Origin of the sequence: Paenibacillus sp. FSL R7-0210, from assembly GCF_038009085.1 — a bacterium.
GTDB lineage: Bacteria > Bacillota > Bacilli > Paenibacillales > Paenibacillaceae > Paenibacillus_AQ > Paenibacillus_AQ silagei.
In genome coordinates, this window is record NZ_JBBPAR010000001.1 from 5,673,569 (window position 1) to 5,698,506 (window position 24,938).

Annotated in this window: 19 protein-coding genes and 1 riboswitch; of the genes, 1 reads left to right on the forward strand and 18 read right to left on the reverse strand. The window is 55.9% G+C overall.

Annotated elements, in window-relative coordinates; translation table 11 throughout:
• Positions 1-24: 24 nt before the first annotated feature.
• Positions 25-963: a hypothetical protein gene (locus MKY64_RS23980; RefSeq protein WP_340956237.1), complete on the forward strand. Its 939-nt coding sequence runs from the start codon at positions 25-27 to the stop codon at positions 961-963.
• A 94-nt stretch (positions 964-1,057) separates the two neighbouring features.
• Here MKY64_RS23980 and ilvA read toward each other — a convergent pair whose 3' ends face one another.
• The 18 genes from ilvA to MKY64_RS24070 all read right to left on the reverse strand — a co-directional run bounded on the left by ilvA (position 1,058) and on the right by MKY64_RS24070 (position 24,823).
• Entirely contained in the window at positions 1,058-2,320 is a 1,263-nt protein-coding gene (gene ilvA, locus MKY64_RS23985) for a threonine ammonia-lyase IlvA (protein ID WP_340956239.1), read from the reverse strand.
• A 579-nt stretch (positions 2,321-2,899) separates the two neighbouring features.
• Positions 2,900-4,984 (reverse strand): methyl-accepting chemotaxis protein, encoded by a 2,085-nt coding sequence (locus tag MKY64_RS23990; protein ID WP_340956241.1) that lies wholly within the window; start codon positions 4,982-4,984, stop codon positions 2,900-2,902.
• Positions 4,985-5,539: 555 nt separating this feature from the next.
• Entirely contained in the window at positions 5,540-6,862 is a 1,323-nt protein-coding gene (locus MKY64_RS23995) for an SEC-C metal-binding domain-containing protein (RefSeq protein WP_339253448.1), read from the reverse strand.
• Positions 6,863-7,090: 228 nt separating this feature from the next.
• A complete protein-coding gene (purD, locus tag MKY64_RS24000) occupies positions 7,091-8,356 on the reverse strand; it encodes a phosphoribosylamine--glycine ligase (protein WP_339253446.1) in 1,266 nt (421 codons plus the stop codon).
• Between the two features lie 23 nt (positions 8,357-8,379).
• Positions 8,380-9,927, reverse strand: a complete 1,548-nt coding sequence (purH, locus tag MKY64_RS24005; protein WP_340956242.1) for a bifunctional phosphoribosylaminoimidazolecarboxamide formyltransferase/IMP cyclohydrolase — start codon at positions 9,925-9,927, stop codon at positions 8,380-8,382.
• A 661-nt stretch (positions 9,928-10,588) separates the two neighbouring features.
• Positions 10,589-11,203: a phosphoribosylglycinamide formyltransferase gene (purN, locus tag MKY64_RS24010; RefSeq protein WP_036730933.1), complete on the reverse strand. Its 615-nt coding sequence runs from the start codon at positions 11,201-11,203 to the stop codon at positions 10,589-10,591.
• A complete protein-coding gene (gene purM, locus MKY64_RS24015) occupies positions 11,203-12,243 on the reverse strand; it encodes a phosphoribosylformylglycinamidine cyclo-ligase (RefSeq protein WP_036730936.1) in 1,041 nt (346 codons plus the stop codon). Before purM ends, purN begins: the two co-directional genes overlap by 1 nt.
• 834 nt (positions 12,244-13,077) lie before the next feature.
• The gene (purF, locus tag MKY64_RS24020) at positions 13,078-14,574 is read right to left on the reverse strand and encodes an amidophosphoribosyltransferase (RefSeq protein WP_209875520.1); all 1,497 of its coding nucleotides are present in this window, start codon (positions 14,572-14,574) and stop codon (positions 13,078-13,080) included.
• Positions 14,559-16,805 (reverse strand): phosphoribosylformylglycinamidine synthase subunit PurL, encoded by a 2,247-nt coding sequence (purL, locus tag MKY64_RS24025; protein WP_340956244.1) that lies wholly within the window; start codon positions 16,803-16,805, stop codon positions 14,559-14,561. The genes purF and purL overlap by 16 nt, the downstream gene beginning before the upstream one ends.
• A complete protein-coding gene (gene purQ, locus MKY64_RS24030) occupies positions 16,783-17,472 on the reverse strand; it encodes a phosphoribosylformylglycinamidine synthase subunit PurQ (RefSeq protein WP_036730944.1) in 690 nt (229 codons plus the stop codon). Before purQ ends, purL begins: the two co-directional genes overlap by 23 nt.
• A 5-nt stretch (positions 17,473-17,477) precedes the next feature.
• The gene (gene purS, locus MKY64_RS24035; RefSeq protein ID WP_019913657.1) at positions 17,478-17,723 is read right to left on the reverse strand and encodes a phosphoribosylformylglycinamidine synthase subunit PurS; all 246 of its coding nucleotides are present in this window, start codon (positions 17,721-17,723) and stop codon (positions 17,478-17,480) included.
• A gap of 131 nt (positions 17,724-17,854) precedes the next feature.
• Positions 17,855-18,745 (reverse strand): phosphoribosylaminoimidazolesuccinocarboxamide synthase, encoded by an 891-nt coding sequence (locus tag MKY64_RS24040; RefSeq protein ID WP_340956246.1) that lies wholly within the window; start codon positions 18,743-18,745, stop codon positions 17,855-17,857.
• A gap of 373 nt (positions 18,746-19,118) precedes the next feature.
• Complete coding sequence (gene purB / locus MKY64_RS24045; protein ID WP_339253437.1) at positions 19,119-20,414, reverse strand: adenylosuccinate lyase; 1,296 nt, start codon at positions 20,412-20,414, stop codon at positions 19,119-19,121.
• A gap of 6 nt (positions 20,415-20,420) precedes the next feature.
• A complete protein-coding gene (purK, locus tag MKY64_RS24050) occupies positions 20,421-21,644 on the reverse strand; it encodes a 5-(carboxyamino)imidazole ribonucleotide synthase (protein WP_445323358.1) in 1,224 nt (407 codons plus the stop codon).
• A 137-nt stretch (positions 21,645-21,781) separates the two neighbouring features.
• Entirely contained in the window at positions 21,782-22,267 is a 486-nt protein-coding gene (purE, locus tag MKY64_RS24055) for a 5-(carboxyamino)imidazole ribonucleotide mutase (RefSeq protein ID WP_339253433.1), read from the reverse strand.
• A gap of 243 nt (positions 22,268-22,510) precedes the next feature.
• Positions 22,511-22,612: riboswitch (purine riboswitch) on the reverse strand.
• Positions 22,613-22,775: 163 nt separating this feature from the next.
• Positions 22,776-23,210, reverse strand: a complete 435-nt coding sequence (locus tag MKY64_RS24060) for a universal stress protein (RefSeq protein ID WP_036730952.1) — start codon at positions 23,208-23,210, stop codon at positions 22,776-22,778.
• A 50-nt stretch (positions 23,211-23,260) separates the two neighbouring features.
• A complete protein-coding gene (locus MKY64_RS24065; RefSeq protein ID WP_036693313.1) occupies positions 23,261-23,524 on the reverse strand; it encodes a DUF1294 domain-containing protein in 264 nt (87 codons plus the stop codon).
• Positions 23,525-23,602: 78 nt separating this feature from the next.
• Positions 23,603-24,823, reverse strand: coding sequence for an MFS transporter (locus tag MKY64_RS24070; RefSeq protein ID WP_340956253.1), 1,221 nt, complete (start codon positions 24,821-24,823; stop codon positions 23,603-23,605).
• Between the last annotated feature and the right edge of the window lie 115 nt (positions 24,824-24,938).

The window sequence follows — 24,938 nt, forward strand, 5'->3', positions numbered from 1 at the left end:
CATTCCACACAGGAGGAGACTCGAATGAAAAAGCATGCCGTTCTATCCGCCGCAATCGCCCTGCTCATAGGGCTTCAGGCAGGCGCAGCCGTCCCGGCCGGTGCCGAAGGCAGCGGAAGCAGCCGGACAGGCACTTCCGGTACAACTGCAAGCGCTAAGACTGCCAGCCATGCAGAAGCGGTCTATAAGGGCGCGCTGCCGCTGCTGTCCAGCGGTAACCTGCCGGGCGCCGTTGCCTATATGAAGACGAAGCTATACGCAGTCACTCCTTATCAGGCGACTGTATTGACGCTGAAGCTGGAGAACCTGCATAAGGCGCTGCTCCCCTCCTGGGAGAAGAAATTCAGCAGCAGCGAGGTCCAGCGGAAGCTCCTCACCGTCTACAGAGGGGGAGTCAGCATGGAGAAGCTGGCTGAGAGTACGGATAACGCCGCCTTGCGCGCCCTGCTGCAAAGTGCGGGAGAGAGCGGGTACAAGCTGGATACCGCCGAGGGCAGCTTTTACCCGGTGATTGATTATGCGGCTTACCGCAAATATAAGCCTTATGTAACGGAGGATATCAGCAGTTATATTTCCATTATGGCGGCTGAATCAGATCTGCCTTCTTCCAAGGATAACGGGCTGATCATTGCTTGGGGCGAGGTAGCCGACCGTGCGCTGACCCAGGAGCAATTCATCCAGACCTATCCCACATCCAACCGGGTACAGGCCGTCAAGAAGCTGTATAACCAGTATGCTGTGAACACCTTCTACGGCCAGAATAACACCCCGCTCTTCCATTACGATAATCTGGAGATGGATCTGGAGGCGCAGAAGGCCTACACCAGCATCCTGGCCAAGAACAGCAGCTCTAGTGCCTTCCTGCAGAAGCTTGACGGCTTCATGAAGCTGATGAAGAGTAACGGCTACCTGCTGGACGATGCGGCGGAGCAGTATCTGAAGACTGAGGTGCCTCAGCCGTAGGCGGTTCAATTAAATACCATACAACGTGAAACAGCCCCGTCCAGACTTTGCTGGACGGGGCTTACTTTGTCTATATGCAGCTACTCGCCGCACCTCAGATCAGTATACTGAACAGATTAACATCCTTGTTAATCTCCACGTAATCGACGCCCTTCTGCTTCATCCGCTCAATCAGCGGGGCGTAGGCATCGGTAGACATCAGTTCAATGCCGACCAGGGCCGGGCCGTTCTCCTTCTCATTCTTCTTCGTGTACTCGAACCGCGTAATATCATCATCCGGTCCGACCACCTCGGTCAGGAACTCGCGCAGGGCACCCGCGCGCTGCGGGAAGTTGACCATGAAGTAATGCTTCAGGCCCTCATAGATCAGGGAACGCTCCTTGATCTCCTGCATCCGGTCAATATCGTTGTTGCCGCCGCTGACGATGCAGACCACGCTTTTGCCGCGGATCTGATCACGGTACATGTCCAGTGCAGCAATGGGGAGGGAACCGGCAGGCTCCACCACAATGGCATTCTCGTTATACAGCTCCAGAATAGTGGTACACGCCTTGCCCTCCGGCACCTTCACCACATCATCCAGAAGCTTCGAGCAGATATCGAAGGTCAGACCGCCGACACGCTTCACCGCCGCGCCGTCCACGAATTTGTTGATCTCCTTCAGGGTGATGACCTCACCGCTCTGCATGGCCTCACTCATCGAAGCCGCGCCGCTGGGCTCCACACCAATAACCTTGGTTGCCGGACTCACCGTCTTGATATAGGTGGCTACACCGGCTGCCAGCCCGCCGCCGCCGATGGTGACGAACACGAAGTCCGCTGGCTTGTCCAGATTCTCCATCACCTCCATGGCAATGGTTCCGTTGCCGGCAATAATACGCGGCTCATCGAACGGGTGAATCAGGGTCATGCTATAGTCAATGCAAGCCTGCAGCGCTTCATCATAAGCATCATCGAAGGTATCCCCCTTCAGAATCACCTCAACGAATTCGCCGCCGAAGCGCCGGACCTGCTTAATCTTCTGATTAGGGGTAGTGCTCGGCATGAATATCTTGCCTTTGATGCCTAGTGCCTTGCAGGAATAAGCCACGCCCTGGGCATGATTTCCCGCGCTGGCGCAGACGATGCCCTTGGCTCTGTCTTCGTCAGACAGACTGCGGATCATATTATAGGCTCCCCGGATTTTGAAGGAGCGAACAATCTGCAGATCCTCACGTTTCAAGTACACATTACAGCCGTATTTGGCCGACAATACCGCATCCAGCTGGAGCGGCGTACGGACGATAACCTCCCGCAGCACATGGTGTGCGCGTACAATATCTTCCATTCCTACGATCCGGTTTTCGCCTTCTCTCATGTTTTCCCCGCCTCACTGTCTCTTTCTTATCGTTTCGCTTCTTGTAACATACTCTTCCAAGGACTTTTTTTCAACCCTTGTCCTCTCCACACACCATAACATCCACTGAGAGTGGAATCACACTCTATATGATGCATGTCAGCGCCTCCATCCGCACACCCACTCTATCTCATTAACTACATCAAGCTGCACAATAGACAGATTACCTAGCCGAAGGAGTCACGCTGGAGTTGAGTAGACTTGCGGTGTAAGCCTGCGGCTGCACAGCCTAGTTACTGCGCATTCAATGGGATTTTTCCCCTTAAGTTGCTCACACAGCCCACTTCTGGCGCATTCAATGGGATTTTTCCCCTTAAGTTGCTCACACAGCCCACTTCTGGCGTATATAATGGGATTTTTCCCCTTAAGTTGCTCACACAGCCCACTTCTGGCGTATATAATGGGATTTTCCCCCTTAAGTTGCTCACACAGCCCACTTCTGGCGCATTCAATGGGATTTTCCCCTTCCCTTCCCCCCCCATTCATCCCACAAACACAAAACGGCCCTGTCATCCATCGGCAGGACCGCCTACACTACTTCTATACCTTAAACCTCGACACCGCACTCAGCAGCTGCGCCGAGCTGAGCTTGATCTCCTCCATCTCCGCTACGATGCTGCGGGACCGCTCGATGATCTGCTCCGCTCCGGCAGCAATGGCTCCCGCTCCTTCTGCCCCCTCATTCGTCGCACTACCCGTCTCGCTGATTACAGTAAGCATGCTCTGGATGGAAGCCAGCAGCTCTTCCGAGGTGGCGCTGAAGTCCGTCACCAGCTCCTCGATATACCTGGCATCCTCACTGTACCGCTCTCCGGTCTCCTGCATGGCATCGTAGTCCGTCTTCACCTGGCTGTCCATGAAGCCAAGCATACTCTCCGCAGCCTCCACCAGATTGGACACCGCCTGGACTACCGCCCCTGTCACTCCCTGGATCTCAGTCACCGTCTCACGCGAGTTGTCGGCCAGCTTACGGATCTCCTCTGCCACTACAGCGAACCCCCGGCCCGCTTCCCCGGCCCTTGCCGCCTCAATGGAAGCATTCAGCGATAACAGGTTGGTCTGGGCGGCGATCTCCAGAATGGCGCCCGTAAGCGCGCTGATCTGCGAGATTGATCCCGACTGTTCGATGGCCGTGCGCAGCTTCTCTTCGCTAAGCCCGTACACGGTATCCGCCTGTGTGCGGGATTCCCAGGCTCTCTCCTTCAGCCGCTCCGCCCGTACGTTAATTTCTCCGGCGGCTTCCGCCCCCTCCTGAGCTTTGCGGGCAATCCCGTGGATCGCAGCCTCGATCTGGGTCGTGCTGGCATTCATCTCCTCCATCGAGGCGGCGGTCTGCTGCAAGCCTGCCGACAGCTCCTCCGTAACCCCCGAGATATCGGTAATGCTGCCATCCAGCACGAATACGTTCTGCTCTGTATTCTCCACCGCGCCCGAGATACTCTGCGAGCTGTGCAGGATCTCCTGAATCAGCGACTGCTGCGAGGCGATCATATCGTTGAAGCCCTCAGCCAGCACCCCGATCTCGCCTCCTGCGGTTACCCTTGCCCTTACCGACAGGTCCCCCGCCTTCGCCTGCCCGAACGCAGCCGTGAGGAGCGGAAACTGCTTCAGGATACTGCCCGAGACCAGATACAGCAGGACAGACAGCACCGCAATCGAAACCATAATGGAGAGGAAGAAAATCAGCTCGAAGCGCTTCAGCTCCAGCTCCGCATGCTTCTGTGGTACGATCAGCGCGACTGACCACTGGTTAGCCACAGCCGGTGAATAGGATACATAGCTGGGCTCGCCGTCTATGTCCGCCCGGATGACATTTGAGCCCCACTGCAGCATTTTATCGCCGACAGTCTTCCACGATTCGCCCAGATCAGCCATCTTCTTCAGCAGAATATGATCCGGATTGGGATGGTAGATAAAGGTTCCCGTCTCATCAATCAGCACGGCATAGCCGCTGCCTTTATAATTAAAAGCGCCCAGAGCAGCTGTAATCTGCTCAATTGAAATATCTGCACTCGCCACGCCGATCAGCTTGCCTGAATCATCAAGCAGCGGTGTGCTGACACTGACGACCATTTTGCCTGACCCGGCATCAATATAAGGATTGGTAATCGTTACACGCTTGTTCGCAGCCGCAGCGGAATACCAGCTTCGCTCCTTAAGCACGTAGTCTGCCGGAGGCTCGAATTCATCCTGGGTGATCACCTTGTTCACCGCGTCCAGACCTATGTATACATTGAGCAAATTCTTATTGTTGTTCTTGATCAGGTTCAGCGTCTGGATCAGCTCCGTGTACCCGTCCGTAGTCTTCAGCGTCTGCGCATCCTTCACCCTCAGGATGAAATCGCGGAGGTAGGCGTTGGCATTGAGCAGCGCCACACTGTCCACAGCAGGCTGCAGCAGGTCATTGACCTGCACCCCGATCGCCCCTTTCTCATACGTCAGCGAGCTCTTCAGCCCGTCCACGATAAGCAGCTTGGCATTGCTGTAGATCACTACAGATACCGTCATGAAAATAACCACCACAGACAGAATCACTGACAAAAACAGCTTGCCGCGAATCCCCATATTACGGAGTGAGCCGATAAGCCCCCTCTCCCTAACCTTCTTACTCTTTCCCAGTGCCATAGACCCTCCCACCTTCCATGTATAAAGACCCGGGGCTATCCCGGATCTTCTCTGTCTTTTCGACTTATTTCTGCAAAAAATCCCTTTATCCCTGTACCGTTTTCCCATAGGCTGTGAAATAAGTGTGTCCATGTAAGGTATTTTCTCATAATTATCGAGTTAAGCCTCATATTTACCCATATCACCGCTTGTTCATGTCAGGTTATTTGCACAAAAAATACTCCCTTGTATCTGCTGTATTCAGCAAAGCGCTCTGACATTATTCATCATCGACTTTGCAGTATCGTAGATCCTGTATATCGTCCGTCCGCAACGAATACTTGGCCATCAGCGCTTTGAAATGCTCGTCGCCCTATGATGTAATTACGTAAATGTATTGCTCAGGATAGTTGTTAACGCTAACGACCGCCACCAGCACCATCGCCCATTGTGTTCGGTTTTTCGCATACATCGGCATAGTCCTGCGTCCAGTGAAATCAGCGAGGTCACTCCTATTTACTTATCCAAAAAAAACACAGCCCCAAAGGACTGTGTTTGTTATTTCATCTATAGCGTCTATTGCTTCAGCATCCACTTAAGCAGATCCGGCAGGCTCGCCCACAAGCGCGAATGCATAATTACATATTCAATCGCTTCATTGGGATCACCCATACCGACATAGTCCGGAAGATTATGCGGCAGCCGCTTCATACCCAGCAGGTAATCCGGCACATGCTTGTTCACTCCGCGGGCTATGCGGTAGAGCATTTTGAGCTGAGAGGTAATGCCGTTCTTCTTGAACTCCAGTACAATCCGGTCATAGGCAAAAGCCGCCGCCGCATCCTCTTCACCGTAGTTCTTAATGATCCGCTCTGCTTCTTCAAGCTGGTTGCTATACAGATATACAGCAGTCAGGAGATAGCGGGCACCCGTATTATCATCCTTATTAAGCTCCAGAATATGCTCCAGCATCTCTGTTGCTTCCTCCGCCTTACCGCCGAACCAGCAGGATTCCGCGTAGCTCTGGCAGATCCGGATATAAGGGCGGGTCTCATAGAGCCCCCAGAAGAACCCTTTATGCTTCGTAAAATAAGACTCGCCCAGCTCCCGTCTGCCTGCGGCGATTCCCGCCTTCAGCAGCTCACGGGCGTCCTCCTCATTCTCCGTTTCCTCGGCCAGAATAAGGTAGGCTTCCGGGCTGTCAGGATAGAGCTCCAGCGCCTTCTCCGCGAGCTGGACCCGGCGCTTCGCAGAGGTTGCCTCCATGGCTTGGGCCAGAAGGGTCTGCGCCTTCTCCTGCGGAGTTTCCGCTCCGTTCAGCGCCATCAGATCGTCCGCTTCCCCGGTCATGCCGTATTCCTCGACATAGTTATATATTTCTTTAACCTTGCGGGAGATCGTGGCCGTGGTAATCGCGTATTTGTCCGCCAGCTCCGCCTGCGATAGCATGAAGCCGTACTCCTCGGACAGCAGGTATTCGATCGCCGCACAGAATGAGCCTGTCTTCTTCACGGCCGGCTTGGTCTGGCGGGAGAAGCCGTTCCACAGCAGCAGTGCTTCCAGGATCAGCTCACGGTCATACTGGTCTCTCATGTGCTCGATCAGCTCCAGCGCCAGCTGTTCATGGGCCGGATGCTCCCAGTTCAGCTCCTTCGCCACCATCTTCTTCAGCTTGGGCAGCGTAAGCTTGCCCGCAGCAGGGGCGGCACTTACCGTAGCCGGCTGTTCCTCGTGCACGATTACGCCGGGTATGGTTACAGGTGCTTGCGCCGCTGCATCCCCTGCGTTAACCAGCCGCAGCATCGACTGTGCCGCCGCTCTGTCTTTCTCCATGCAGCATTTCTTATATTTGTTCCCGCTTCCACACGGGCATAAGTCATTTCTTCCTACCTTACTCAAAACTAATTCCCCCTTAAATCAGTAACTGTACATCCGCATAAGCATCGCTGTTATTGTACTATTATAGCATTCATAGTGTGGAACATATGAATTCTTCTATTTTAAAAAAGGCCTTTCCTTAGAAAGGAAAGACCCTTTATCTGTATATATCCGCACATTTTCCCCCGTACGAGTTGTATTATAGCACTTCTCCTACAACTTGTCAGTCCTTTTTTTGGGACTTTCTCCTCAGACCAGTGCCTTCATTGCGATATCACTGCGGTTCTGTTTGCCCGCAAACGTAATATTCTCCGCACTGGCATAGGCCGATGTACGTGCTTCGGCAATGGTTGCCCCCAGGCCTACCACCCCAAGCACGCGGCCGCCGGTAGTCACCCAGCCGCCGTCCCCGCTGCGTGCGGTTCCGGCATGGAAGACCAGCGCAGAGCCGCTGTCTTCCAGCCCGCTGATCGGCACACCCTTCGGGTAAGGCCCGGGATATCCCTCCGAGGCCAGCACCACGCAGACTGCCGCCTCTTCGCTCCACTCGATCGGAATATCGGCGAGTCTGCCTTCGGTCACAGCCAGGAAGATCTCCAGCAGATCGCTTCGCAGCCGGGGAAGAACCACCTGTGTCTCAGGGTCCCCAAAGCGGGCATTGAACTCAATCGTCTTCGGTCTGCCGTCCGGCGAGATCATCAGTCCTGCGAACAGCACTCCGCTGAAGGGACGGCCCTCAGCCACCATCGCTCTGGCTGTCGGCTCAATAATCGTCTCGACCGCTTCACGGATGATCGCTTCATCGATATGCGGCAGCGGGGAATACGTCCCCATGCCTCCCGTATTAGGTCCTTTATCGCCGTCGAATACAGGCTTATGGTCCTGGGCCGCAGCCATCGGCCGTACCGTTTCGCCATCCACGAACGCCAGAATCGACATTTCCTGCCCGGCAAGGAACTCTTCAATGACGACCTGTGCCCCTGCTTCCCCGAAAACCTTGTCGACCATGATCTCCTGAAGGGCCTGCTCCGCTTCCTCACGGGAATACGCCACGGTTACCCCTTTGCCTGCGGCCAGGCCGTCCGCCTTGATGACAATCGGCAGTTCTTGGCTCCGCAGATAGGACAAGGCTGTCTCATAATCGCTGAATTTCTCGTAAGCGGCTGTCGGAATGCTGTATTTATGCAGCAGATCCTTCATGAAGGTCTTACTGCCCTCAATCTCTGCGGCATTCTTCCGCGGGCCGAATACAGGGATATCCTGGGCTTCGAAGGCGTCCACAATGCCTGCAGCGAGCGGATCATCCGGTCCGATGACCACCAGACCTACCTTCTTCTCCTTGGCAAAAGCGGTCAGCTTATCGAACTCGAAGACGCCGATCGGCACACATTCCGCAAGCTGCGCAATCCCGGCATTGCCGGGGGCGCAGTAGATTTTACCGGCACGGGGACTGCGGGACAAGCTCCAGATGATCGCATGCTCACGTCCGCCGCCGCCGACTACTAAAATATCCATAAGGCTCTGATCCTCCCAGCGTGCTAGTGTTTGAAATGGCGTACGCCGGTGAAGACCATGGCAATGCCGTATTCATTGGCAACCTTAATCGATTCCTCGTCCTTGATCGAGCCTCCCGGCTGAATAACCGCCGTAATGCCCGCCTTCGCAGCCATTTCCAGTGTATCGCCCATCGGGAAGAAGGCATCTGATGCCAGCACAGCACCCTTCGCTTTCTCCCCTGCTTGTTCAATGGCAATCTTGGCCGCACCGACACGGTTCATCTGTCCTGCACCTACACCGACTGTCATATCGTCAGCCGCCAGCACGATGGCGTTGGACTTCACATGCTTCACAACCTTCCAGCCGAACAACAGCTGCTTCAGCTCTTCTTCGGTAGGCTTGCGGTCGGTTACCACTTGCAATTCCTCAGGATTCACAGAGTGTACATCGCTCTCCTGCACCACCATTCCCCCTTCAACGGAGGTGACCACAAAGCTGCTCTTGCGGGATGCAGCGGTGCTGAGGTTGCCCAGCTTAAGCAGGCGGATATTCTTTTTCTTCGTCAGGATCTCCAGCGCTTCTTCCGTGAAGCCTGGGGCCAAGACGATTTCGAGGAAAATATCCTTCAGCAGATTAGCCGTGTCCGCATCAATAATCCGGTTGGCTGCCACAATTCCGCCGAAAATGGAGGTAGGGTCCGCATTGTACGCTTTTTGATACGCTTCATAGACGCTTGTGCCCACGCCCACACCGCAAGGATTCATATGCTTCACGGCTACAACCGCAGGCTCTTCGAATTCTTTGACAATCTGGAGCGCTGCGTTCGCGTCATTGATATTGTTGTAGGACAGCTCTTTGCCGTGCAGCTGCTCAGCAGCCGTCAGGGTATCCTGCGCCGCCAGCGGCTTGCGGTAGAACGCAGCCTTCTGGTGCGGGTTCTCCCCGTAGCGCAGATCCTGGATTTTCTCATAAGTGACCGTATAGCGCTCCGGCAGCGGTTCACCGGTGACATTCGCCAGATAATCGGCAATCAGGGCGTCGTAAGCCGCCGTATGGCGGAAGACTTTGGCCGCAAGACGTTTGCGGGTAGCAAGGGTTGTATCTCCACCGGCGCGTACTTCTTCAAGCACATTCGCATAGTCGGCCGCATCCACCACCACACTGACAAACGCATGGTTCTTCGCCGCAGAACGCAGCATGGTCGGTCCGCCGATATCGATGTTCTCGATAGCCTCTTCATAAGACACATCCGGCTTGGCAATCGTCTCCGCGAACGGATAGAGATTCACCACGACGAGGTCGATGTAATCAAGGCCAAGCTCATTCATCTGACGGGTATGCTCTTCGTTGTCACGAACGGCCAGGAGGCCGCTGTGTACAGCTGGATGCAGGGTTTTGACGCGTCCATCCATGATCTCAGGGAAGCCGGTAACATCAGAGATGCCAATGACCGGAACGCCTTCCTTCGCCAAAAGTGTGCTGGTGCCGCCTGTGGAGATAATTTCTACGCCTAATGCAGACAACTCGCGGCAAAAATCCACGATGCCCTGTTTGTCCGATACGCTGACCAGCGCTCTCTTGATACTCACTTTGAATAGTCCTCCTCTGGATTCACGCTAGATTATTGGGGTGGAGCAGAATGGATTTTCAAGTTCATTCTATATAGCTAGGTTAGCTAAATTTCTGTCACAGCTTATTTTAGTTGGATTTTTGTCATCTAATTTCGGCAGGTAGGCACGTAGCGGGGCAGTAGTTGAAAAATATACACTTAAATAACGCCATATAAGCTAAATCACTCGATTGGGGTCAGATTAGCTGTACTTTTCCCACTTACACTCCGCACACCGCACCTATCAGCCAGATTAGTTGGAGAAAATCCACCTGTTACTGTAGCTTAGCTTATTGGGTTGGGAATACTATAACCTTTAAAAATAGAATTACCTTGTAACTGTGGATGATTGCCGGATGAACACTGGATGATTACAGACACGAATCTTGTAGAATAGGGTGGTAATTCAGGTAATCAGGTGTTCTGGTTGTTTCTGATGTTTCTGTCCTGCATATATCCTTTTGTGCTTATGCCAGCAAACCTGTATTTTCGCAATTTCAGGCCAAGCCGCCAGATCTTCCGTCAATTACTGCCACTTGTGAAGTATTTCCCGAGAAATATCAGAATCGGCCGGGGTTTGCCAGAAATGTCGGAATTACTCAGTTCAACAGCCGGTACAGGCAGCTATGCAGCAACTTCGCTTAATCGCCAATGGTCGTCATTCTTCCGTTCAATTCTACTTTTCCGGCGGCAAAAGCACTCACTACCTCAGGATACAGCGCGTATTCCACCTGATGGATGCGTGCAGCCAGCGATTCAGCGGTATCTCCAGACTGGACCTCCACGCTGCGCTGGGCGATCACCGGTCCGGTATCCATGCCTCCATCGACAAAATGCACGGTCACGCCCGTCAGCTTCACGCCATACTCCAGCGCCTGCCCGATCGCGTCCTTCCCGGCAAACGCCGGCAGCAGCGAAGGATGAATGTTGATGATCCGTCCGGCATACGGTGCGAGCAGAACAGGGGAGATCAGCCGCATGTAGCCGGCCAGCACCACCAGTCCGATGTTCCGGCGCTGCAATTCAGCTACAATCGCGGCCTCATACTGCTCCCGGCCCGCGAAGTCCTTCGGCCGCAGCAGCAGAGCAGGAATGCCTGCCTCCTCTGCCCGCTGTGCTACAGGCGCTTCCGGCTTGTCCGAGACCAGCAGCTCTATGCTGCCTCCGCCCAGCCTGCCCTCCCGCTGTGCCTGGACCAGTGCAGCGAAATTGCTGCCTGTTCCGGAGGCAAAGACAGCGATTCGGCTCCACTCCATCAGACTTCAGCTCCCGTAAAGGTAACGATGCGCTCTCCTTCAGTAACCGTGCCGATCCGGTAAGCCTCTTCCCCGCTCGCCTTAAGCAGCTCCAGCGCACGCTCTCCGTCCGCTTCCGCCACGACCAGCACCAGCCCCACGCCCATATTGAACGTTGTGAACATGTCGCGGTTGCTTACCTGCCCCTTGCTCTGCATCAGGCTGAAGACCGGCTGAATCGGCCAGGAGCCATAGTTAATCTCTACATTCACATTCTCCGGCAATACGCGCGGAATATTCTCGATGAACCCGCCGCCGGTAATATGGGCCATACCCTTGACCGGAAGCTGTTCGAGCAGAGCGAGCAGCGGCTTCACGTAGATCCGGGTTGGGGCCAGCAGAACATCCGCCAGCGGCGCTCCCAGCTCCGGCACAACCTCATCTAAGCCGTAACCGTCTTCCTCCAGCAGCAGCTTGCGCACCAGCGAGAAGCCGTTGCTGTGAATCCCGCTCGAAGCCAGTCCGATCACTGTGTCTCCTGGAGCAATGTCTGCTCCGGTTACCAGCTTCGCCTTATCGGCCACACCGACGGTGAATCCGGCGATATCATACTCGCCTGCCGCATACATGCCCGGCATCTCGGCGGTCTCGCCGCCGATCAGCGCGCAGCCCGCCTGATGGCAGCCTTCGGCGATCCCGGAGACAATGGCTTCAATCTTCTCCGGCACGACCTTATCGCAGGCCAGATAATCTAGGAAGAACAGCGGCTCAGCGCCCTGTACCACGATGTCATTCACGCACATGGCGACCGCATCGATACCAATCGTGTCGTGGCGGTCAGCCGCGAACGCGATCTTCAGCTTCGTGCCCACACCGTCTGTTCCCGATACGAGAACCGGCTCTTCGTACTTGTCCTTATTCAGGCCGAACAGGGCGCCGAAGCCGCCCAGCTCCGTCATCACTTCCGGACGGTATGTGCGCTTCACATGCTTCTTCATGCGTTCTACTGCTTCATTGCCAGCCGCAATATCTACTCCGGCTTTCTTGTACGCTTCTGACACTTTTGGACACCTCATTTAAGTTAGTTTAGAGCGCGTGTTCGGGGCGGCAGGGATTTGGTTCGGTTGGTGGTTATATTCGTCATTCCGAGGAACATTTGGACTTCCGGCCGCTGTTATATTTGGATTTCCTTGATTTGAACCGCTGATCGCGGTAGAAATCCAAATATAAAGGCGAACGCTATCGCTCCTACAGTTCCAAATTTCCTCTCCATGACTCCCACCACCGGGTTTTCAAACCCATACCGCAAGCCGAAATTTTGCGCCTTGCACAGCGGCAAGGGGTCGGCGTTGTGGGCGAAGCCCAGCGCCTCCTTAGGCAACCGCTCCCCCGACTTTGCGATAGCAAACAGGACGGGGGCGGGAGCTAGGCCCGCACGGGGCGAAGCCGTGCGGTCTCTAGGGCGACAGAACCTCCGGATTTGCGCAGCAAACAGGACGGGTTCTGCAGGCCTTGCCGCACGGAGCGAAGCCGTGCGTTCCTTAAGGCGACAGAACCTCCGATTTTGCGACAGCAAACAGGGCTGGTTCTGGGGCACTTCCTCGCACGGGGCGAAGCCGTGCGTTCCCAAGGGCGACAGAACCTCCGATTTTGCGCAGCAAACAGGACAGATTCTGGAGCCAGAGGGCCCGGCGGACCGCAGGCCGCCGGGGGTGCAGCGCCGTGAAGCGTGTCCCGGCCGTGCGCAGCACACAGGGACAAAGCGGGCACCCGCACCCACGCCCACTTAGCAAGTTTAGAGCAGACTCAGGCCGCCAAACTTTCGGGTGGCCGGAGGGCAGCGCCCTCCGGGGTCCCCCTTCGCAAGGGGGATTTAGGGGGATGGGCACCAGATGTTAACAGCTGCATCCGTCCTTCTCTTCCCCGCCGAAATCCACCTGCGTCGGGTAATCATTGTCGAAGCAGGACAGGCAGAGGCCGCCTTTGTAGTCGTCACTATTATAGCCGCCGATGGACTGGATCAGTCCGTCAGGGGAGAGGAACGCCAGGGAATCGGCGTTGATCTCCTCGCACATCTCGGCGATGGTCTTGTAAGAAGCGATCAGCTCGCGGCGGTCCGGGGTATCGATGCCATAGAAGCATGGATTCTTGAACGGCGGCGAGGTAATCCGCACGTGGACCTCTACGGCTCCGGCTTCGCGCAGCAGGTTGACGATCCGGCGCGAGGTCGTGCCGCGCACGATGGAATCGTCGATCATCACTACGCGCTGGCCTTCCACGACACGGCGTACTGCGCTGAGCTTCATCTTGACGCCCTGCTCACGCAGCTCCTGGCTGGGCTGGATGAACGTGCGGCCGGTATACTTGTTCTTGATCAGCCCCAGCTCGTACGGGATGCCCGTCTGCTCGGCATAGCCGATGGCGGCGGAGATACTGGAATCCGGCACGCCGGTGACGATATCCGCATCCACGAAGGCTTCGAGCGCCATACGGCTGCCCATCCGCTTGCGGGCGGAGTGCAGGTTGGAGCCGTTCAGGTCGCTGTCCGGGCGGGCGAAGTAGATGTATTCCATCGCGCACAGCGCTTTGCGCTTAGGCTCCGCGAAGCGTTCTTCACGGAAGCCGTTCTGGTCCAGCACCAACAGTTCACCAGGTTCAATATCACGCACCAGCTGGGCACCGATTACTTCAAGCGCACACGACTCGGAAGCGAAGACATAGGCTTCGCCCAGACGGCCCATCACAAGCGGACGGAGTCCGTGGGTGTCTGATGCGACAATCAGCTTATCATTGGTCATCAAGAGGAAGGCGAAGCCGCCGACCAGCTGCGACAAGGCATCCTTCGTCGCTTCGACAAAATCCTTCTGCGAACGTGCAATCAGATGCGCCAGCACCTCGGTATCACTGGTCGTCTGGAAGATCGAGCCGCCCTGCTCCAGCTGCTTGCGGATCAGCGGTTCGTTAACGATATTGCCGTTCGTGGCAATCGCCAGATCGCCGTCACGGTATTTGAAGACCAGCGGCTGCGCATTGGTCAGCCGGCTGTCCCCGCTGGTGGAGTAACGCACATGGCCGATGGACATGTCTCCCACCAGCGAAGCAATCTTGTCTTTGTCGAAGACTTCCTTCACCAGGCCCATGCCGCGGTGATAGTTGAAGTCGCGTCCATCCGCCACGCAGATGCCCGCGCTCTCTTCCCCGCGATGCTGCAGAGCATGCAGGCCGTAGTAGGACATGGAAGCGGCTTCCGGGTGTCCGAAGACCCCGAAGACGCCGCATTCCTCTTTTAATGTGTCAAAAATATCTCCCGAGCCCGTTCCTTCGTTGTAAAAGTCGCCGGTCCACAGGATAGGGGCTTCCTGCTTGTTCCCGGTCTTTATTTCATAAGACATGGAATAGCATCCTCCCAAATGGTCTTGAGTTCAGTAACGGCTTCATCCAGTGCAGCCGCGCCGTCCAGCGCCACACGCAGGCGGTCCCCGCCAACGGTTCCAATGATCTCAACAGGTACGCCGTAGACGGCAACTGCAGCCTTCAGCTCTTCTGCACGGTCAGGTGCCGAAGTCAGGAGGATACGGGACTGGCTCTCGCTGAACAGTGCTACATCCTGGCGAAGTCCGCCGGCAGACAGCTCAATATTCGCTCCAATGCTTCCGCTGATGCAGCTCTCAGCAAGTGCTCCGGCAAGGCCGCCTTCCGACAAGTCATGCGCCGAACGGACCAGACCGCTGCGGATCGCAGCAAGCACAGCATCCAGCAGCTTGCGCTCTGTCGCCAGGTCCAGCTCCGGCGGACGGCCTTCAGTCAAGCCGTGAACGGCATACTGGAATTCACTGCCGCCCAGCTCTGCCTTTGTAACGCCCAGCAGTAGTACAGCATCGCCTTCCTGCTTGAAGGCCTGGGTTGTAATATGATCGGTATCTTCAATGAGACCTACCATACCGACAACCGGTGTCGGGTAGATAGCTCCCGAAGCATTCTCATTGTATAAGCTGACATTTCCGCCGATCACCGGTGTATCCAGCACCCGGCAGGCTTCCGCCATACCGTCTACCGCACGCTCCATCTGCCAGAAGATCTCCGGCTTCTCCGGGCTGCCGAAGTTCAGGTTGTCCGTTATCGCCAGCGGCTGGGCACCGGAGCACACGATGTTGCGGGCAGCTTCGCTAACAGCAATGCGTCCGCCCACTTCTGGGTCGAGATAGACGTAACGGCCATTACAGTCCGTAGTCATCGCCAGACCTTTGCGGGTACCATGAATGGTAACCACCGCCGCATCGGAACCCGGACGAACCGCCGTGCTGGTGCGGACCATATAATCGTATTGGTTGTATACCCAAGCCTTGCTGGCTACAGTAGGTGAGCCCAATACTGTACGCAGCGCGCCGCCCAGATCGGTTACTTCCTCATAGCGGAGCGTATCTACATTTGCATTCTCTTCATAGTAAGCAGGAACTGCCGATGGTTTCTTGTAAATAGGGCATTCATCCACCAGTGCCGTTACCGGCATATCGCCGACCACTTCACCGTGATGGAACAGCTTCAGGCGCCCGTCATCCGTAACCTTGCCGACCTTGCGGCAAATGACGCCCCAGCGATCGAAGATTTCCTGGGCCTGGGCCTCATCCTTAGGCTCCACCACGAACAGCATCCGCTCCTGGGATTCCGAGAGCATCATCTCATACGGGGTCATCCCGTCTTCACGCTGCGGCACCTGATCCAGATACAGCTCCAGACCATTCCCCGCCTTGCTCGCCATTTCCGCGCTGGAGCAGGTCAATCCGGCTGCGCCCATATCCTGAATACCGAGGACAATGCCGCTGTCGATTAGCTCCAGGCAAGATTCCATGACCAGCTTCTCCATGAACGGATCGCCGACCTGAACTGCTGTCTTCTTGGCTTCCGATTCTTCACTCAGCTCCACTGAGGCGAAGGTCGCACCATGAATGCCGTCACGGCCAGTAGGCGGACCTACATAGAACACCGGATTACCTACCCCTTTGGCGACGCCTCGCTGGATTTTGTCATGATCGATTAGTCCGACACACATCGCGTTCACTAGCGGATTGCCGTCATAGCTGTTGTCGAACATGATCTCCCCGCCGACGGTCGGGATGCCAATACAGTTGCCGTAGCCTGCGATCCCGGACACGACATGCTCGAACAGATATTTTACCCGGTCACTCTCAAGCTTCCCGAACCGCAGGGAGTTCAGCAGCGCCACTGGTCTTGCGCCCATGGAGAAAATATCGCGGATAATCCCGCCCACCCCAGTCGCCGCGCCCTGATAAGGCTCTACCGCCGACGGATGGTTGTGGCTTTCGATTTTGAACACAACGGCCTGGTTATCTCCGATGTCCACGATGCCCGCGCCTTCGCCCGGTCCCATCAGCACCTTAGGCCCGCTTGTCGGGAAGCGGCTCAGCAGCGGCTTGGAGTTCTTATATGCACAGTGCTCAGACCACATGACGCTGAACACACCGATTTCTGTATAGTTGGGTTTACGTCCCATGAAGGAGGTAATGAGCTCATATTCGCTGTCTGATACACCGAACTGACTGTAGATTTTCTGCTCCGCGATCTGCTCTGCGGTCGGCTCCTTAGCGGATACTTGCTGCGTCATAACGATCCCTCCATGTCTTGAGAATGGATGTGAACATCCGTTTGCCGTCTTCCGAGCCCAGCAGGCTATTCGCTGCACGCTCCGGGTGAGGCATCATGCCGACTACATTGCCCGCCCTATTACTGACTCCGGCAATATCGGCCACCGAACCGTTCGGGTTGTCACTGTAGGTAAAAACGATCTGATTATTCGCGTGCAGCTCTGCGAGCGTCTCTTCATCACAATAATAATTGCCTTCGCCATGCGCGATCGGAATGACGATCTCTTCATCCTTCGCATAGTCAATAGTAAACGGGGTTGTGTTATTAACGACCTTAAGCACCGTGTCATGACAACGGAACTTCATCGACATGTTGCGGCGCAGCGCGCCCGGCAGAAGACCTGCTTCGGTCAGAATCTGGAACCCGTTGCAGATACCAAGCACGAACTTGCCCTGCTCTGCCGCCTTAGCCACTTCAGCCATTACCGGAGCGAACCGGGAAATTGCGCCGCAGCGCAGATAGTCACCATAAGAGAAGCCGCCAGGCACGAGAATGCAGTCATACGCCGACAGGTCTGTCGCTGTATGCCATACATAATCCACTGGTTCGCCGAGGCTGTCTTCTACTGCTTTGTAGCAGTCAATGTCACAATTGGAGCCTGGAAAGACAAGTACCGCAAATTTCATGACGTTTAGTCCTCCAATTCGTAGCGGTAATCCTCGATCACCGTGTTGGCCAGCAGCTTCTCGCACATTTCCTTCAGGCGTCCTTCCGCTTCTGCGCGGTTATCGGTATCGAGGGTCAGCTCCATATATTTGCCGATACGCAGACTTTCAACTTCCTGAAAACCTACGGAATGCAGCGCCCCTTGCACGGCTACACCTTGGGGATCGAGCACGCTTTTCTTGATGGTGACGTAGACTGTCGCTTTTAACATACGCTTGTAGTTCCTCCTAGAGTTTAATGAACTGAATTAGGCTTAATGGCAGCTTGCTTAACTGCATAATGTACAACTATATTCTCAATATTCCCGGCAAAATAACTGTAGAGAATGCAATTAAAGTAACTCTACAACGACTTTCCAGTGAGGCGGTGATAGATATCCAGGTACCGGGCCGACGTCTCTTCGACCACCTCAGGCGGCAACGGGTCCGGCTTACTGTTTTTGTCCCAGGAGGAGGCTGACAGGTAGGTGCGAACCGGCTCCTTATCCATGCTGTCGATCTCAATATCCAGTGCGTACTTGTCCTTGGCCCAGAAGCGGGAAGCATCCGGTGTGAAAATCTCGTCGATCAGAATCACCTTGCCGTCCAGCAGCCCGAACTCGAACTTGCAATCGGCCAGGATGATGCCGCGATCGTTACAATATTCTCTGGCAAAAGCGAACAGCTTCAGGCTCTTCTCCTTCAGCTCAAGTGCAAGCTCTGCACCAATCAGCTCCTGCATCTGCTGAAAAGGGATATCCTCATCATGGCCGACATCATTCTTGGCTGCCGGTGTGAAAATCGGTTCGGCCAGCACTGCATTCTTGTGCAGTCCCTTAGGAAGCTCGATTCCGTTCACCTTGCCGGTCTCCTGATACTGCCGCCAGCCGCCGCCTGTAATGCAGCCGCGCACGACACATTCGATATCAATCCGCTGGGCTTTGCGGACGACCATGATGCGGTTCTTCAGCGCTTCACGGTCCTTCACAATGTCTCCGAGCCGGTCCACATCGATATGAACCACATGGTTCTCGATCAGCTCCTTAGTCTCTCCGAACCAGAAGGCGCTGAGCCGGTTGAGCACGTTGCCTTTGTCCGGCACCGCCGGGTCCAGCACGTAATCGAATGCGGAGATCCGGTCTGTCACAACGATCAGCACCTCATCACCCAAATCGTACAGCTCACGAACCTTGCCTTTGTAGAGCAGCGGCGCATTTATTAGTTCCACGGCAGTGGATACGGCCGATGATGTCATGACCTTTCCTCCCTTGAACAAATGATCTTGCTTATATTTGGGCTAAAAGCTTTGGGAGGCTTGTTTCCTGCGCTTCGCATCAAGGAATTGACTACACCTTCGGGTTAATAGGGTCACTGCGGGAAGTTTTGGACTTCCGATCGCTGTTATGGTCATATTTCTCTGATTTAACCACAGGCTGTGGTAGAAATCTGACCATAAAGGCGAACGCTAACGCTTCTACAGTTCCAAAATTCCTCTCCGTTCCTCCTTTGACCCTAATAGCTAATCTTATCCCCTGTTGCTGCGCTTCCCGGGAACAAACCTCCCCCATGGCTCCGCCCCTATCTTCTCCAGCTCATCAGTTCACCACTGACTTACCTTTTTTAAAAATTTAAATGAGCTCCAGCTTGCGGAAGATGGTGTCCACATGCTTCAGATGCCAGGAAGGATTGAACGCATCCTCGATCTCTTCTGCGCTAAGCACGGCCGTGATCTCCGGGGTTGCTTCCACGATGTCACGGAACTGGGTCTGCTCCTCCCAGGCCTGCATCGCACGCGGCTGCACAGTGTCGTACGCCTGCTCGCGGCTGAAGCCCTTGTCGATCAGCTTCGTCAGAATACGGCCGGAGAACGGAACGCCGAAGGTACGGTTCATGTTTCGCTTCATATTCTCAGGGAATACGGTCAGGTTCTTCACGATATTGCCGAAGCGGTTCAGCATATAGTTGAGCAGCATGGTCGCATCCGGCAGGATAATCCGTTCCACGGAGGAATGCGAGATATCCCGTTCGTGCCACAGCGGCACGTTCTCGTAAGCTGTCATCATATGGCCGCGGATGACGCGCGACAGGCCGGAGATATTCTCGCAGCCGATCGGATTACGCTTATGCGGCATGGCGGACGAACCCTTTTGACCCTTGGCAAAAGCCTCCTCTACCTCGCGAATCTCACTCTTCTGCAAAGCGCGGATCTCGGTAGCGAACTTGTCGAGGGAAGTGGCAACCAGTGCCAGCGCCGCCATATACTCTGCATGACGGTCACGCTGTAGGGTCTGGGTGGAGATTGGTGCCGGGCTGGTGCCCAGCTTGCGGCAGACGAATTCTTCCACGAACGGGTCGATATTGGCATAGGTGCCGACCGCCCCGGAGATTTTGCCGAATTGTACGCCGCTAGCGGCATGACGGAAGCGCTCCAGGTTCCGCTTCATTTCCTCATACCACAGCGCCATCTTCAGGCCGAATGTTGTTGGCTCTGCATGTACGCCATGGGTACGGCCCATCATTGGGGTATCCTTGTAGGCGATGGCTTTGTCTTTTAGAATCTCAATGAACCGGATAATATCCTGCTCCAGAATCTCGTTGGCCTGACGCAGCAGGTAACCCAGCGCCGTATCGACCACATCTGTCGAGGTTAGTCCGTAATGCACCCATTTGCGCTCTGCGCCAAGACTCTCGGATACTGCACGGGTAAAAGCAATCACATCATGGCGCGTCTCCAGTTCAATCTCATCAATCCGCGCGATGTCGAATTTGGCATCCTTGCGTAGCTTCGCGGCATCCTCATGCGGGATCACTCCCAGCTCGGCCCACGCCTCACAGGCGCAAATCTCAACCTCCAGCCACGCGTTGAATTTATTCTCTTCGGTCCAAATGGCCCGCATCTCAGGTCTGCTGTAACGTTCAATCATAGCTTGTCAGTTCCTCCAAAGGTTAGTTTGCTCTACCCAGGACAATCCGTCGCCGGTATCCTTGCAGAGCAGGTTGATATGGCCCATTTTACGGCCGGTTTTGCTCTCGGTCTTGCCATATATATGAAGCTTGGGCGATATCCCAAGCCGGGTTGCCTCTTCATTCGCACGGCAGGCTGCCTGAACGGCTCCGTCCAGATGTTGGCCGAGTACATTCACCATCACCACAGGAGTCAGCAGCTTCGTATCGCCCAGGGGCAGATTGCAGATCGCCCGCACATGCTGCTCGAACTGCGAGGTCACGCAGGCATCCATCGTATAATGGCCGGAGTTATGCGGACGCGGTGCCAGCTCATTGACGAACAGCTCTCCATCCTCCGTCACGAACATCTCAACCGCCAGCAGCCCGACCGCCTTCATGCCGGAGACAATCCGCTCGGCCAGCTCGCAGGCCCGCCGCTGAATCTCCTCCGGCACCCGCGCAGGGACAATCGAGAGATGCAGGATATTATCCACATGAATGTTCTCGGCAGGCGGGAAGCTCTTAACCTCCCCCGAGGCACTCCGGGCGGCGATGACCGAAATCTCACATTTGAAGGTGATGAATTTCTCCAGCACCAGCTCCGGTACATCTGCTTGCGCACCCGGCGCGACTTGCCGGAACGCTGCGGCCAGCTCTTCCGGTCTGCGGATCACGGCTTGTCCCTTGCCGTCATATCCTCCTGTGGCTGTCTTCAGCACACAGGGCAGGCCCAGCTCGGCAGCCGCCGCTTCCAGCTCCGCCAGGCTGCCGACCTTGCGGTACGGGGCAACGGGCACGCCGGCCGCCTCGATTGCCGCCTTCTCGCGCAGCCGGTGCTGCGTCGTATACAGCAGCGCGCTGCCCTGCGGCACGTACGATTCCTCCGTCAGCAGCGCGGCTACGCCCGCGTCCACGTTCTCGAACTCGTACGTGATGACGTCGGAGCGCCGCGCCAGCTCGCGCGCGGCGTCCCGGTCGTTATACGCCGCAGTGATCTGCGGCGTCACCTGCCCGCATGGCGCATCCATTGCCGGGTCCAGCGCCACGAAGCGGTAGCCCATGGCGCTGCCGGACAACGCCATCATGCGCCCGAGCTGCCCGCCGCCGAGCACGCCGATCGTTGCGCCGGGCAGCAGCGTCCGTGGCGGCTGCGCCCCGGTCTCTTCCCGCTCTGCCTTAGCACCACCCGCTTCGCCCTCAGCCTTCATGGCCCGCTCCGCCCCGGCACCTTCAGCTTCGCCTGCAGCCTTTACCACCCGTTCCACCTCAGCACCGCCCGCTTCGCCTTCAACCTCAGCCCGCTCCGCGCCACCCTCCAGCCGTCCGGCCTTCAGCTCCTCCAGGCTCATAGACTCTCGCTGCTTTCCAGCACCTCTTGCTGAGTCGCCTCGCGCCGCAGCTGCACCCGCTGCGCTACCTCCGGCTCGAAGGCGCCGATGATCTGCGCCGCCAGCAGTCCCGCATTGATAGCTCCGGCGCGTCCGATCGCTACCGTCGCTACCGGGATGCCCGCAGGCATCTGCACAATAGACAGCAGCGAATCCATGCCGTTCAAGGCCTTCGACTGTACGGGAACCCCGATAACAGGCAGCGTGGTCTTAGCAGCCACCATGCCCGGCAGATGCGCCGCGCCTCCCGCTCCGGCGATAATGACCCGCAGGCCGCGCTCCGCCGCCTCCTCGGCATAACGGAACATCAGATCCGGTGTGCGGTGTGCGGAGACAACCTTTTTCTCATAAGCTATGCCTAGCTCCTCCAACACCGCACAGGTATGCTCCATCGTTTCATAGTCCGATTTGCTGCCCATAATGACACCTACTTGCACAGACATCGTTCACCCAGCCTTCCATTTCCGTTATAGAGATTTCTCTGATTTCAGTGTGTCCCGTTTCCTGCCAATTCCCGCATGAACCGTGAAAAATAGCCCGGACTCCAGACGCATTCTGCTGCGGGTGGACCCGGACTACTAAGGAATCAGGTGATAACCGCCCGGCAGCTGCATACTCCCCGTCTCTACAGGCAGGAGAATGCAGGAACACCGCCCCGGGCTGCGGGGAGGCTATCTGCTGTCGTTCCAGTTATCCTATTTCCTCGTAGTCCGGCAATTTACGGTTACCGGGTAGAAACTTCCGGGCCTTATCCCCGGTTTTATACGAGCTCTTCATAGATTCAGTTTAACAACGCCCTACACATCATGTCAACTTAAACACGAACATTGTCATATCATGACTGCAAATTGTTCGCTTTTGGGTATAAATGAAAATCTTATTCCCGCTAATCCGCCCATCTTCGTATTAAAAAAAGGGGAACGCCTCAGCGTTCCTCTACTAAAGTTCCTATTATTTAACAACCAGCACCGGAATGCGCGCACTTTGCACCACATTATGGCTGACGCTGCCCAGAACGAATTCCCGGATACCGCCCAGCCCCCGGCTGCCGATGACGATTACATCTGCACCCTGCTCCTTGGCATAATTCAGAATAATTTCCGCAGGCGATCCCTGCAGCAATTCTACCGTAGCATTCAGACCTTCGGCTTCCAGCCGGCTTTTCACTTCATCCGTAGTCTGGACCGCGAGGTCATAATAATCCTTGTTCACCGATGCCGGCAGAGGCGCGAGCGCTTCCCCGATGAAGAACCGCGGGAATTCAAATGCGTGTACGACGTACAGGGAGGACCCCGGAGTTACCTTAGCCAGCTCAATCGCCCGTTCCAGAGCCTGATTCGAAGCCTTTGAACCGTCATAGGCAAGCAGAATTTTAGAGAATAACATATACGCCACCTCTTTCTATTATTTACATCATTACCAAGCCTGCAAAGGTCTTACCTCAAAAAATATCCATACAGCACCATATTCAGCAGCAGCAGCAGCGGAATTCCGAGTCTGAAGGAAGTATGCCTTGTCTTGTGGCGTTTGCGGTACATGGCAATCAGCACACCCAGCGCACCGCCCATGAACGCCAGCAGAAATAATGTTTTCTCCGGCACCCGATCCCGTCTTTTCCGGGCCTTGTTCTTGTCTTCCGACATCACTACATACCCGATAATGTTGATCAGCGCGAACCACAGCAATACCACCTTGACCATCCCTCCGGCCCCTCCTCCTAGCATCCTATCTGCTCTCTATTATATTACCCTTTCCGGCAAAAAACCAATAACCTCACATCACCGGCCCTGCAACTGCCGCTCTTTCTTGCTCCGCCCGCCTGCGGCTCCGGCTTCCCTGATCCAGAACCAGGACAGCACCGCCGCCAGCACCGCTGCAATAGCGCCCAGCCAGAAGCCTCCGCGCAGACCATACGCCGCACTCATCCATCCCGCTACAAAAGGACCGCCGGACATGCCGATCGCATACACCGCCTGATAGAACCCCATCGCTGTCGCCCGCTTGAACGGAGCTACCCCGGAGACGGATTTACCCAGCAGCAGCGGGAAGATCAGGCCTTGCATGAACCCGTTTCCGATCTGTGTGGCACATAAGGCGGCAAGCGTTGGCATTGAGGGAATCAGCAACGTGAACACCGCACTTCCGGCAAAACCGAGCATCAGCGTCCCCCGGTCCCCCAGCCACCGGCCGAACAGCCGCGCACCATAGAGGGTCGCTACCGCATGAGGCAGCATAAAAGCCAGCGTCAGCCAGCCGAGACTTCCCTTGCTTGCGCCAATATAGAGCGCCTGGTTCGGCGTGTAGCCGAACATTGTAATGAACAGCACACAATGGGCCAGCACCGATAACAGTGATACTTTTACCAGCAGCGGCTCCTTCACGACACCGGCCAGATCCTTGAGCTTAATCGCCGTGCGCTTCTCCAGCTGTTGCTCCGGAAGACGGACGACCAGCAGCATCGCGGCCACCGCCACAATCCCACCGATGATGAACGGGGTATTCCAGCCGAAGTGGTCTACGATATAGCCGCTGATCATCATGCTGGTTAACTGGGCAATCACCGTGGTGAACTGGAGCATACCCATAGCCCTGCCCGCCTCTTCTTTCGGAAAATACCCCGCGAACATCACCGAATATACTACCCACGCCGATGCCGCTATCCCGGAGACCGCCCGCGCCGCCAGCGCCCAGCCCGGATGTGCCCCTGCCAGGAACAGCAGACAGCTCGCTCCGCTTGCGATCAGCCCCAGATAAATGAACGGCCTCCGCCGGTTAAGCACATCTGAACCCATCCCTATCGGCAGCCGGAACAGAATCTGCATCAGGCCGTAGATCCCCAGCACCGCTCCTACCATGACATAAGAAGCTCCCAGATGCTCCACATACGGCGAGAGCACCGGAACATAGATATAAGAAGAGAACCAGAACATAAAGACGATCACCAGAAAATACAACCGGCTGCTCCCCTTCGTACCCGGAGCCTCTGCCGCTTTCGTCACACCCGCTAAACCTTCAGCCGCCGCCACTTCTCCACCTGCCCCACTCTATTTACCGGAGCCCTAACGCCTGACCCCGTATCAATCTTCTACAGTAAAGCATATCTGCCGTCCCTTG

What these genes read in the sequence shown, in the direction of transcription:
- MKY64_RS23980 (WP_340956237.1), top strand. Translation starts at nt 25, where the DNA reads ATGAAAAAGCATGCCGTTCTATCCGCCGCAATCGCCCTGCTCATAGGG.
- ilvA (WP_340956239.1), bottom strand. Translation starts at nt 2,320, where the DNA reads ATGAGAGAAGGCGAAAACCGGATCGTAGGAATGGAAGATATTGTACGC.
- MKY64_RS23990 (WP_340956241.1), bottom strand. Translation starts at nt 4,984, where the DNA reads ATGGCACTGGGAAAGAGTAAGAAGGTTAGGGAGAGGGGGCTTATCGGC.
- purD (WP_339253446.1), bottom strand. Translation starts at nt 8,356, where the DNA reads ATGGATATTTTAGTAGTCGGCGGCGGCGGACGTGAGCATGCGATCATC.
- purN (WP_036730933.1), bottom strand. Translation starts at nt 11,203, where the DNA reads ATGGAGTGGAGCCGAATCGCTGTCTTTGCCTCCGGAACAGGCAGCAAT.
- purF (WP_209875520.1), bottom strand. Translation starts at nt 14,574, where the DNA reads ATGTCTTATGAAATAAAGACCGGGAACAAGCAGGAAGCCCCTATCCTG.
- purL (WP_340956244.1), bottom strand. Translation starts at nt 16,805, where the DNA reads ATGACGCAGCAAGTATCCGCTAAGGAGCCGACCGCAGAGCAGATCGCG.
- purQ (WP_036730944.1), bottom strand. Translation starts at nt 17,472, where the DNA reads ATGAAATTTGCGGTACTTGTCTTTCCAGGCTCCAATTGTGACATTGAC.
- purS (WP_019913657.1), bottom strand. Translation starts at nt 17,723, where the DNA reads ATGTTAAAAGCGACAGTCTACGTCACCATCAAGAAAAGCGTGCTCGAT.
- MKY64_RS24040 (WP_340956246.1), bottom strand. Translation starts at nt 18,745, where the DNA reads ATGACATCATCGGCCGTATCCACTGCCGTGGAACTAATAAATGCGCCG.
- purB (WP_339253437.1), bottom strand. Translation starts at nt 20,414, where the DNA reads ATGATTGAACGTTACAGCAGACCTGAGATGCGGGCCATTTGGACCGAA.
- purK (WP_445323358.1), bottom strand. Translation starts at nt 21,644, where the DNA reads ATGAAGGCTGAGGGCGAAGCGGGTGGTGCTAAGGCAGAGCGGGAAGAG.
- purE (WP_339253433.1), bottom strand. Translation starts at nt 22,267, where the DNA reads ATGTCTGTGCAAGTAGGTGTCATTATGGGCAGCAAATCGGACTATGAA.
- MKY64_RS24060 (WP_036730952.1), bottom strand. Translation starts at nt 23,210, where the DNA reads ATGTTATTCTCTAAAATTCTGCTTGCCTATGACGGTTCAAAGGCTTCG.
- MKY64_RS24065 (WP_036693313.1), bottom strand. Translation starts at nt 23,524, where the DNA reads ATGGTCAAGGTGGTATTGCTGTGGTTCGCGCTGATCAACATTATCGGG.